12 protein-coding genes and 3 riboswitches are annotated in these 10,203 nt (G+C 47.9%); of the genes, 11 read left to right on the plus strand and 1 reads right to left on the minus strand.

The features are described 5' to 3' along the window. Positions 1–99: 99 nt before the first annotated feature. The 6 genes from AC2TDN_RS24300 (at position 100) to AC2TDN_RS24325 (ending at position 4,085) form a co-directional block, all read left to right on the plus strand. Positions 100–618: a hypothetical protein gene (locus AC2TDN_RS24300; protein WP_482068897.1), complete on the plus strand. Its 519-nt coding sequence runs from the start codon at positions 100–102 to the stop codon at positions 616–618. A 144-nt stretch (positions 619–762) separates the two neighbouring features. Next, positions 763–806, plus strand: a riboswitch (PreQ1 riboswitch). A 145-nt stretch (positions 807–951) separates the two neighbouring features. Further along, complete coding sequence (gene queC / locus AC2TDN_RS24305) at positions 952–1,617, plus strand: 7-cyano-7-deazaguanine synthase QueC (protein WP_482068898.1); 666 nt, start codon at positions 952–954, stop codon at positions 1,615–1,617. Beyond that, positions 1,617–2,069, plus strand: a complete 453-nt coding sequence (gene queD, locus AC2TDN_RS24310) for a 6-carboxytetrahydropterin synthase QueD (protein WP_484690467.1) — start codon at positions 1,617–1,619, stop codon at positions 2,067–2,069. The genes queC and queD overlap by 1 nt, the downstream gene beginning before the upstream one ends. Continuing rightward, entirely contained in the window at positions 2,056–2,787 is a 732-nt protein-coding gene (queE, locus tag AC2TDN_RS24315; RefSeq protein WP_484690468.1) for a 7-carboxy-7-deazaguanine synthase QueE, read from the plus strand. The genes queD and queE overlap by 14 nt, the downstream gene beginning before the upstream one ends. A gap of 24 nt (positions 2,788–2,811) precedes the next feature. Next, positions 2,812–3,309: a preQ(1) synthase gene (gene queF / locus AC2TDN_RS24320; RefSeq protein ID WP_484690469.1), complete on the plus strand. Its 498-nt coding sequence runs from the start codon at positions 2,812–2,814 to the stop codon at positions 3,307–3,309. A 140-nt stretch (positions 3,310–3,449) separates the two neighbouring features. Then, positions 3,450–4,085: a serine hydrolase domain-containing protein gene (locus tag AC2TDN_RS24325; RefSeq protein WP_484690470.1), complete on the plus strand. Its 636-nt coding sequence runs from the start codon at positions 3,450–3,452 to the stop codon at positions 4,083–4,085. Between the two features lie 50 nt (positions 4,086–4,135). Here AC2TDN_RS24325 and thiD read toward each other — a convergent pair whose 3' ends face one another. Next, on the minus strand, positions 4,136–4,954 hold the full coding sequence (gene thiD, locus AC2TDN_RS24330; protein ID WP_484690471.1) for a bifunctional hydroxymethylpyrimidine kinase/phosphomethylpyrimidine kinase: 819 nt from the start codon (positions 4,952–4,954) through the stop codon (positions 4,136–4,138). Between the two features lie 96 nt (positions 4,955–5,050). Beyond that, a riboswitch (TPP riboswitch) is annotated at positions 5,051–5,153 on the minus strand. Positions 5,154–5,240: 87 nt separating this feature from the next. On the opposite strand from thiD, the gene AC2TDN_RS24335 reads away from it, so the two are divergent. The 5 genes from AC2TDN_RS24335 to AC2TDN_RS24355 all read left to right on the plus strand — a co-directional run bounded on the left by AC2TDN_RS24335 (position 5,241) and on the right by AC2TDN_RS24355 (position 9,984). Beyond that, positions 5,241–5,801: an SLOG family protein gene (locus tag AC2TDN_RS24335; RefSeq protein ID WP_482068904.1), complete on the plus strand. Its 561-nt coding sequence runs from the start codon at positions 5,241–5,243 to the stop codon at positions 5,799–5,801. A 119-nt stretch (positions 5,802–5,920) separates the two neighbouring features. After that, positions 5,921–6,526: a DUF2087 domain-containing protein gene (locus AC2TDN_RS24340; RefSeq protein ID WP_484690472.1), complete on the plus strand. Its 606-nt coding sequence runs from the start codon at positions 5,921–5,923 to the stop codon at positions 6,524–6,526. 98 nt (positions 6,527–6,624) lie between these two features. Then, positions 6,625–7,536 carry a phosphotransferase gene (locus AC2TDN_RS24345; protein ID WP_484690473.1) on the plus strand — a complete coding sequence of 304 codons (912 nt, stop codon included), beginning with the start codon at positions 6,625–6,627 and terminating at the stop codon, positions 7,534–7,536. Positions 7,537–7,896: 360 nt separating this feature from the next. After that, a riboswitch (ZMP/ZTP riboswitch) is annotated at positions 7,897–7,975 on the plus strand. 60 nt (positions 7,976–8,035) lie between these two features. Continuing rightward, on the plus strand, positions 8,036–8,611 hold the full coding sequence (locus tag AC2TDN_RS24350; protein WP_484690474.1) for a DJ-1/PfpI family protein: 576 nt from the start codon (positions 8,036–8,038) through the stop codon (positions 8,609–8,611). 176 nt (positions 8,612–8,787) lie between these two features. After that, complete coding sequence (locus AC2TDN_RS24355) at positions 8,788–9,984, plus strand: MFS transporter (protein WP_484690475.1); 1,197 nt, start codon at positions 8,788–8,790, stop codon at positions 9,982–9,984. Positions 9,985–10,203: the final 219 nt, after the last annotated feature.

Consider the following 10,203-nt stretch of genomic DNA (forward strand, 5'->3'; position numbering starts at 1 on the left):
CTTACTATTTTGCAGCGGCTGCAAAAAGAAAGCTCGATTCTATAGTCCTTATCGTCTACAATAGCTTAGAAGATATTGTTCTAAAGCGAGGTATACATCATGTTTGATCCAACCGTATTTGAAAACCTGAAGGTAGCTTTCGAGAATCAGATTTATGACCTGGATACGCTGGACCGGAAGGTAGATATTATCAATCGGGTAGACCGATTGGAGCTAGCCGTTATGTCGCGGGAATTTGCGCTTCAATTCACGCTGGCTGGCCGCCCGGAGGTGTCTGCAGAAATACAGCTCACCGCAACGCTTAAGGATCTGGCGGCTGAGCTATTGGAGCTAAAAGGAGAGACGCCGGCATGTACACTGCGGCTGCGCTTCTATATGCAGGTGCATCATGTCGAAGAGCAGTGTAAGCTGGCGGAGCAAGCTATTCAGCGGATTTGGGAACCGGAAATCGCTCCCACGCAAACGATAAGCTATATATTCGGCGCCGAAACGCCGAGCTATTCGAATGTCATCGAGCTGGGCTTTAACCGTAAAATAAGCGAGGAGCAAATGGATGACATTCCTGAGCTTACTCAGCATGTTCTTCAGACGCTTGAGAAGCTAGAGGAAATCGTTTAATATTCGACTGTTCCAGATGCTTGGAATGGAAGCCGCTCAGTTAAATACTGACTGTTTCCATTTGCTCCAAGCTATGCTATAGTACTTGAGGATATATAACTAAAGAAGAAATTCCGGAGCTTTGCCCATTGACGCAAACGGCTGCCGGGAGAGGTTCGCGAACTCCCTCTATAAAAAACTATGCGAAACGATTGTCCCGTCAGGTGACATCGTCGTTTTTGCGTTCGGCGCGAACCGGCTCTTGCCGCTTCGCGCCGTTTCTTTGGTTTTTTAGCTACCTATGAAGGATGTCAGGCGAGCTCTTTCTTCTCAAACCAGAGAGGGAGATGCAGCATGAAAAAAGAAAAGGCGGTCGTCGTATTCAGCGGCGGCCAAGACAGCACGACTTGCCTGTTTTGGGCAATGGAGCGCTTCTCGGAGGTTGAAGCTGTTACGTTCAATTATGGACAGCGGCATAAGCTTGAGCTGGATATCGCAGCGGAAATTGCCAAGGAGCTTAACATTAAGCATCATATTCTCGATATGTCGCTGCTTAATCAATTGGCGCCTAACGCGCTTACTAGAGATGACATTGCCATTGAGCAAAAAGAAGGGGAGCTTCCTACGACCTTTGTCGATGGACGGAATCTCTTATTTCTCACCTTCGCGGCAGTGCTGGCAAAGCAGCTTGGCGCGAAGCATATCGTAACCGGCGTGTGCGAAACGGATTTTAGCGGCTATCCGGATTGCCGGGACATATTCGTGAAATCGTTGAATGTAACGCTGAATTTGTCCATGGATTATCCTTTTGTCATCGATACGCCGCTCATGTGGCTGAATAAAGCCGAGACATGGGAGCTTGCCGAGACGCTCGGCGCGTTTGAATTCGTACGGGAGCGGACGCTCACCTGCTATAACGGCATTGTTGCTGAAGGCTGCGGCGAATGCCCGGCATGTGTGCTTCGAAGAAATGGACTTGACGAATATTTGGTCAAACGGAATCAGGGAGTGAAACAATAATGCTGCAGCAGATCTATCCAGCAGCCGTGCACCCTTATAGCTATGAGCTGAACAAGGATTTTCAGTTCGCAGCGGCCCATTTTGTACCAGCCGAGGAAGCCGGCAAATGCCGTCAGCTGCATGGGCATACGTATTTTGCCAACGTCACGGTAGCCGGTGATGAGCTTGATACGGCAGGCTTTCTAGTCAATTTCGCGATCATTAAGCAGCTTATTCATGATCGGTTCGATCATACGCTTCTCAATGACGATAAGGAATGTTTCAGCGACACGCAGCCGGAGCGTTTTCCCACGACTGAGGTTGTGGCGCGTACGATTTGCGAGATCGTTCAGCGCTATTTGGACGGTACGGTGAATCGTCCGCAGTGCGTTCAGGTTTATCTCCGTGAAACGCCGACAAGCTACTGTATTTACCGTCCTAAGAGAAAGGCGGATTCGAATGCAAGCAACTAAACGGATTCCCGTCTTGGAAGTATTCGGTCCAACTGTACAAGGCGAAGGCATGGTTATTGGCCGGAAGACGATGTTCGTTCGTACCGCAGGCTGCGACTACAGCTGCTCTTGGTGCGATTCCGCGTTTACTTGGGACGGAAGCGCGAAAGCAGATATTCGCATGCTGACAGCGAATGAAATTATAGAGGAATTAACGGCAATCGGCGGAAGCGCATTTGAGCATGTGACGATCTCAGGCGGCAATCCCGCGCTGCTGCCGCAGCTGGGCGTTTTTATTGAAGAGCTGCATGAGCGGGGAATTAGCGTTGCGTTGGAGACGCAGGGCAGCCGATGGCAGAATTGGTTTTGGACCATTGACGAGCTGACCTTGTCGCCTAAGCCGCCAAGCTCCGGCATGAAGACGGATTGGCAGGTGCTGGACGATATCGTATCCAAGCTGAACGAGCGGGCATCAAGCTTTTGCTTGAAGACGGTCGTCTTCGATGATGAGGATCTTGCATATGCGACCACCGTTCATTTGCGTTATCCGAAGGTTCCCTTTTATTTGCAAGCTGGAAATGGTCAGTTGCAGGAAACGGAGCCGCAGCGTATGCTTCCTTATTTGGTGGAGCGTTATGAATGGCTGATCGAGCGCGTGATGCCGAATGCGGATTTGAAGCGGGTTCATGTGCTGCCGCAGCTCCATACCTGGGTATGGGGCAATAAGAAGGGCGTTTAATAGAAAGGAAAGGCGGAGACGAGCATGGAAGGAAGAAGCAAGGAAGAGCTGAACGGCGTGACGCTGCTAGGCAATCAAGGAACGCAATATTTGTTTAACTATTCGCCGGAAATTTTAGAAGCATTCGATAATAAGCATCCGAACCGCGATTATTTCGTAAAGTTCAACTGTCCAGAATTTACAAGCCTTTGTCCCATGACGGGGCAGCCTGATTTTGCAACCATTTATATTTCCTATATTCCCGGCAGCAAAATGGTAGAGAGCAAGTCGCTCAAGCTGTATTTGTTCAGCTTCCGCAACCATGGCGATTTCCATGAGGATTGCATGAACATCATTATGAATGATTTGATTGCGCTCATGAACCCAAGATATATCGAGGTTTGGGGCAAATTCACGCCGCGCGGAGGCATATCCATCGACCCTTATTGCAACTGGGGCCAGCCTGGCACCAAATATGAGCAAATCGCGGAGCATCGCCTCATGAACCATGATCTTTATCCGGAGAAAGTGGACAATCGCTAGATTGAGCGTGCAATAACCCATTTCACCCGCCTAAAGTCTAGGCAGCGATCATACCTGAAGTCCATTCCTTTTCTTTTTCATTGACCTATACTGTTGAATAGAAAGGCCAATGAATATGTGAGGAAATGAGTGGAACGACTATGATCAGAAACGTGATATGTATGTCAGTGCTGCTTTGCACGATAGCAGCGGCACTTACGAGCTTTGGCATGGTACCCGAAAGAGTCCATGCTGCTGCGACAGAAGAACAAGCTGTGTATGCCGAATTAAATCGCTATATCGAGTCGGCGATGAAGAAGTACAACATTCCAGGCGCAGCGATTGGAGTCGTTAAGAAGGATTCCCCGCTGTACATAAAAGGCTACGGAACAGCGGATTCCAAGAACACACCGATTACGCCGCAAACGCCGTTTATTCTCGGATCGACAAGTAAGTCATTTACAGCGCTGGCTGTCATGCAGCTTGTAGATGAGGTAAAGGATGAGCTGGATGCGCCTGTGCAGCGATATTTGCCGGATTTCAGCATCTCTGATCCAAACGATTCAGCCATCAAGCTTCATTTTATTTCAATAGGACTCTTCCATTTGATTCTGCCTATTGCCTTGATCGTATTGCCAGGTCTACTCGATGCGTCTTGGAAGCTGATGTTTGCGTTTGTTCCAGGCATTACGCATCTTCTGTTTGTCTCATCGATTGTGCTGCTTGCAGTTGGCACGGCGAGATTGGTCTTGCTCTTCAGAAGCTTAAGCTTACAAACGCATACATTCGTTAATTAGGGTGAAAAAGCTAACGCCGTTTCCTTACCAGAAGCGGCGTTTTCTTTGTTCTAGATCTGTCTCGCGTCTTGCAGCCTGCGCCGATAGGCAAAATGATTCGTAGGCCCGTGGCCGCTGCCGAACCCAAGCTGATCCTCAATCGCAGCTTGAATAAAGGCTTTGGCTGTTCTAATCGCATCGGGAACTGTTTTTCCTTGCGCAATTTCAGCGGTAAGTGCTGCCGAGAATGTACACCCTGTACCATGAGTATGCCGAGTATCGATTCGTAGGCTCTCCAAATAATCGAAACGTTCACCATCATAAATGAGGTCGACGAGCTGTGAGCAGCCCGAGTCGTGGCCGCCTTTGATAACGACATAACGAGAGCCTTGCTGGAACAAGATTTTCGCTGCTTCCTCCCGTTCGCTGAGCGTGCGGATAGCCATCCGTGCAAGCAACTCTGCCTCCGGAATGTTTGGCGTCGTCACGAGCGCGAGCGGCAGCAAATGCTTGATGAGAGCTTGAATAGCTTCCTGCTGCAGCAGGGAAGAGCCGCCTTTGGCAACCATAACAGGATCAATGATCAAGTTCTGCCACTGATATTGCTTTATTTTTGCGGCTACAATTTCAATGATTTCGCTGCTGAACAGCATGCCCGTCTTGAGCGCGGCAGGTGTCAGATCCTCGCCAATCGAATCAAGCTGTCTTCTGACGGCAGCAGCCTCCATCGCATATACGCCTTGGACGCCGAGCGTGTTTTGGGCAGTAACCGCGGTAATGACTGACATGCCGTAGGCGCCAAGCTCTTGAAACGTTTTCAGATCAGCTTGAATGCCTGCGCCGCCGCCGCTATCCGAGCCTGCAATCGTTAACGCTTTATATACTTTCATCGACTCATCTCCCCGTAAACGAATAAAGACCCACTCATTTCCGAAAGGAAATGAGCGGGTCTAACGATCATACAAGGCTTGCGCGCGTGAATGAATGCTGTTTCTGCTCCACTTCCCTCCGCTGGAATGATCCAGATCAGGTTCAAAGGGTCCGGAGCATGCGCTCCATCTCAGCCGTTAGACTCCCCTAGTGAAATAAATTGGTCCATATTCAATTTGTATTTTTTCTACTATAGCATACACTGGAAAGATGTAAACCATAATTATCCGAAAAGGCGTTGAACTAATGAAAAATTTACTCGTTACGGGCTATCGCGCGCATGAGCTTAATATTTTTAGCCAGAAGCATGAAGGCATCGTTTATATTAAAAAAGCGTTGACGGGCAAGCTGGTGCCGCTCATAGAGGATGGTCTCGAATGGGTGATTACGCCAGGCCAGTACGGCGTTGACCTTTGGGCTTGCGAGGTCGTGATCGCGCTCAAGGAGATGTATCCTCATCTGCGGCTTTCGATTATTTCCGCATACGCTAATCCGGAAGAGAAGTGGAAGGACGATAAAAAGGAATTTTATCAGCAGGTGCTAAAAGGGGTCGATTATTACGCTTCCGTCAGCAATCAGCCATATAACGGGATTTGGCAATTTACGGCGCGGGACGAGCTGCTGTTTCGCAGAACGGACGGCATTTTGCTCGTTTACGACGAGGATGCAGGCGAAGGCAGTCCGAAGTTTTTTAAAGAACGGGCGCTGAAGAAGCAGCAGGCAGAAGGCTACGAATATATAAGCATTAGCTCGGAGGATATCCAAAGCATCGCGGATGATGACAATCTGTATTCCGAGCATTCATGATGGTTACAAAAAAATACGAAACTTATGATTTGACAAATCATAGGTTACCCGTTATTATCTGATTAGATAAATATCTAATTAGATAAATGTTAAATTTAAAACAAAGGGGGAATAAAAATATGCAGCTGGATAAGGTTGTGGCTTATCATAAGGCGCTGGCTGATGCGACGAGAATTAAGCTGTTGATCATGCTGGCAGAAGGCGAGCTTAACGGGCAAGAGCTTGCAGAGAAGCTAGGCGTTACGCCAGCAACGGTCACGCATCATGCGACTAAGCTGCGGGAGGCCAGCTTAATTAATGAGCGCAGAGAAAAGAATACGATTTATTTTTCGCTGAACCATTATTTTATTAAGAGCAACGCCAGCGCTGCGGAGCAGCTCATCTATCGGAATGCGGGAATGGAGAGGGGATTGGAGAGTATGGAGGAAAGCAGCAAGCGTCTAAAGGAATCGGTTATCCGCAATTTTTTTACGGCGGAGGGAAAGCTGAAGCATATTCCCGCCCAGCATAAGAAAAAACTGATCGCGCTTCAGCATATCGTATCGCACCTGACGAGAGGGCAAAAGTATACGGAAAAGGAAATAAACGCGTTTATTAAAGGCTTCCATGACGATTTCGCTACGATCCGGCGGGAATTTATTATGCATCAATTCATGTTTAGAGAAAACGATATTTACGAACTGAACCCGCAAGAAATGTGGGCGAAATGGGAGACATTAGCTTAAAGCTGGCGGAAAAATTAAATATACCTGTTTTGTGCCTGTAAAATTTGGAGCAATCGGGCTAAGATGAACGTATTCCATCCATTAAGGGAGCTGTTCGATTGTCTGATAGAGGTGAACTTGTTTCACAGGTGCTGATTACTGCGGAGAAGCTTGGGTTTACGGACATTGATCCCGTTATTTTAAGTGAAGGCGGAAATTTGATCATTCATTTGGCTCCTCATGCGATTACTGTTCGAGTGGCTGTTGTTCTTTCTGAGAAAAACGCAGAGCTTGCACATGATATTCTCGAGCGCGAGCTGCAGGTGGCCAATCATTTGCACCATAATGGCGTACCAGTACTGCTGCCGATTCCAAATGCAGGACCTCATCGTGTTGGGAGCAGGTGGGCGACATTTTGGCATTACGCGCCTCCTGCACCATTGGAGCCGCTTTCGCCAAGCGAGGCAGTTGAACTCGTTAATGCTCTTACCTTAGCGATGAGTGGCTTCACTGCGTGTACCATCCCTGTTCTCGGTGTATGGGAAAGGGCCTATGAGTCGGCTTCAAGGCTCATTGAACAGACAGATCCTCGTATCCAAGCTTTGCTGGCGATTTTTTGGGAGATAGACAACCAAATGCGAAGGCTTGAACCTGAAGCTCTGATGCCGGCTCATGGAGATGCGCATGCCCGAAACTTGCTCCCGAGTCCAGAAGGCTGGAAATGGATCGATTTTGAGGATGTATGCTACATGCCGGCTTATTGGGATCTAGCCTCTTATGTCAGTAATCTTGTCTTATTTGGCGGATTACAAGAGCCAACCTACGCATACATGATGAGCAGTACGGAAATCATTGCCGGCCAACCGTCGTTTTCGTTCGCCCTTACGGCAAGGACCCTTGCGGCTACTGTATCCAACCTGGATTTAGCTTTGGCAGGAGATGGGGATTTGGCATTTGCATTCAAGCAGCTGGAGCATGCAGAGCCATTTCTACGTCGAATTAATCCAAGCCTAATGCTTCCCAATGCATAGCAAAAAAGGGGCTGTCTCAAAAGGACTAAACTTGAAATGGCGGTGCATGGGCTATTCCTGTGCCAGAGGGCGGTGATGGAAAAGAGAGCTGCAGCGGACAGAGAATCCTTTATTTTTCTAATTCAACGATTATTGTGGCATTCGCGGACTCAGGATCCGCTAATCACTCAGAAAACCCCATTCTAACCTCGTTTAGATGGAGATAAACGGATCTCCTGTCCTCTTATTACGCTAAAAGGGTCAAAACGCAAATATACCAGAACTACTGTCCGCTCGAAAGCTCGTTTTTGGATGCAAGGCTATCGTTTTCAGAAAAAAACATTGCATTCTCCCCATTTTCCTCATACAATAAAGTAAATATCTGGTATGTGTGACTGGCGTAAAAGTGGACAACCACAAGGGAGCATATATTCATATCGCCGTACGCCTGGCAAAGTATTTGATCCTCGATCAAGTGCTTTTTTTATTTTAACGATGATGAAAGGTCAGGTGTTCTGGTATGAGGATCGCATTCATTCTATTTGATCAGATGACTACGCTGGATTTTGTCGGTTTTTATGATGCAGTAACGAGATTAGGGAAGTTCGAAGCAGAAATGAAGATGTCATGGGATTTTTGTTCGAACAAAGAGCAGATTACGGATGATCGCGGACTGACTATGAAGATAGACCGGGTTCTTCCTGACCTGTCAGCCTATGATTTACTATTTATCCCGGGCGGCTTTTCGACAAGGCAGCTAAGATATGATGCCGATTTTATAGCATGGATTCAAACTGCACGTGATGTAGAGTACAAGGTGTCGGTGTGCACAGGAGCATTAATTTTGGGTGCTGCGGGGTATTTGCATGACAAAAAAGCGACAACAAATCCGTCTGCTTACGAGCTGCTGGCGCCTTATTGCGCAGAGGTGATTAAGGAGCGTTACGTGAGGGATGGGAATGTTTTTACGGGCGGAGGCGTCTCGGCTTCTATTGATTTGGGTCTATATGTCGTGGAATCTCTTATTAGCGCTGAGGCAGCTAGGCAAATTCAAGAAAAGATGGATTATCCCTACTTCACTGCTGCGAGAAACTGATAAGATTTTTGCGGAAAAATGTTGCTTGGGTAACTTTCGTCAAAGTATTATAAACGGCAGTACAGGGGATTCGCGAGCAAGCTGGCAATGAAAGGCTGTTGTCAGGCATTTCCGCCAAGTATACAATGTGTAAGGGGAAAAATAGACAATAATTATTCAAGGAGAGTGCAAGTGGTTTGTCATCAGGTGTAATTGCAAGAGGTTCGGTTTCATTTCGTTTTCGTTTAATTACATTGCTGCTGGTCGTCGTAGTCGCGGGCATGAGCCAAGGGCTGTTGCTGCCGCTGCTGTCTATTATGCTGGAGGACTCCGGCATTTCATCGGATATGAACGGTATTAACTCGGCTGCTATGTATATCGGCATTTTCTGTACGATGTTTTTCGTGGAGAAGCCGGTCATGCGTTTTGGTTACAAAAAAGTGATCGTAGCAGGGATTGCGTTAGTTACGCTTGCGAGTCTGCTCTTCCCATTCACAGAGTCGCTAGCTATATGGTTCGTCTTGCGTCTGCTTGTCGGTGTAGGCGACAGCTCGCTCCATTATGCAACTCAGCTATGGATTGTGAGCTCAAGCCCCGCTGATCGGAGAGGGAGATATATTTCTCTATACGGTATGGCATACGGTCTTGGCTTCAGTATAGGGCCGCTTGGCATTAATCTTCTACCGCTTGGAAGATCGGTTCCGTTTGTTGTTTCCTGCCTATTTTTTGTCACGGTTCTTCTGTTAGTTCTGCGGATGAAAAATGAGATGCCCGAGCGAGCTGCAAGAGGCGCTGCGGCGGAAAATCGGTTCGTGAGAACGTATCGCATGGCGTGGTTTGTGCTTATACCGGGCTTCCTGTACGGCTTGATGGAAGCTTCCATGAACAGCAGCTTCCCGCTGTACGGCTTGCGCATCGATTTAAGCCAGCACTGGATCTCCCTGCTGTTATTGGCTTTCGGCGTTGGAAGCCTGATCCTGCAGCTGCCGCTTGGCATCATGAGCGACCGAATCGGGCGAAAGCCGGTGCTAATTGCCTGCGGTATAATCGGATCGCTAGCTTTCTTCGCGATACCTGCTGCTGGCGGCAATGTTGCAATGCTTCTCGTGCTATTCGTAATTGCCGGAGGAGTAGTAGGATCGTTCTATTCGCTCGGTCTTGCCTATGCCGCGGATATATTGCCTCGCGCTATACTGCCAGCGGCGAATGTGATCGCATCGATCCACTTCAGCCTTGGCAGCATCATGGGGCCGACTCTCGGAGGTTATGGCATACGCTATATTTCCGATTCTGTAAACTTTCTGTTCTTGGGCGCTACATTCCTCATTTTTGCAATGCTCGGCTTCGTATTTCGTCCAAATAGGCGAGCGGAGGATGTGAAAGCGTCGATGTAGGGCATTTTAGTCATAGAAGCAGCAAGCTCGACAAACAGCATGATTAACAAACTAGTGTGTGATTAACAAACCATTGAACGATTAACAAACTAGTGTCATGACTTATGCAGTTCATTCCAAGCGATGGAAACCGATTAATAGTCATAGAAATGTAAGCTAAAAACCGGAAAACCCCTTGACTTTTGGAAATCACACCAATAATCGCGAAGAATACCTTTT

The organism is Paenibacillus sp. Y660, from assembly GCF_057221575.1.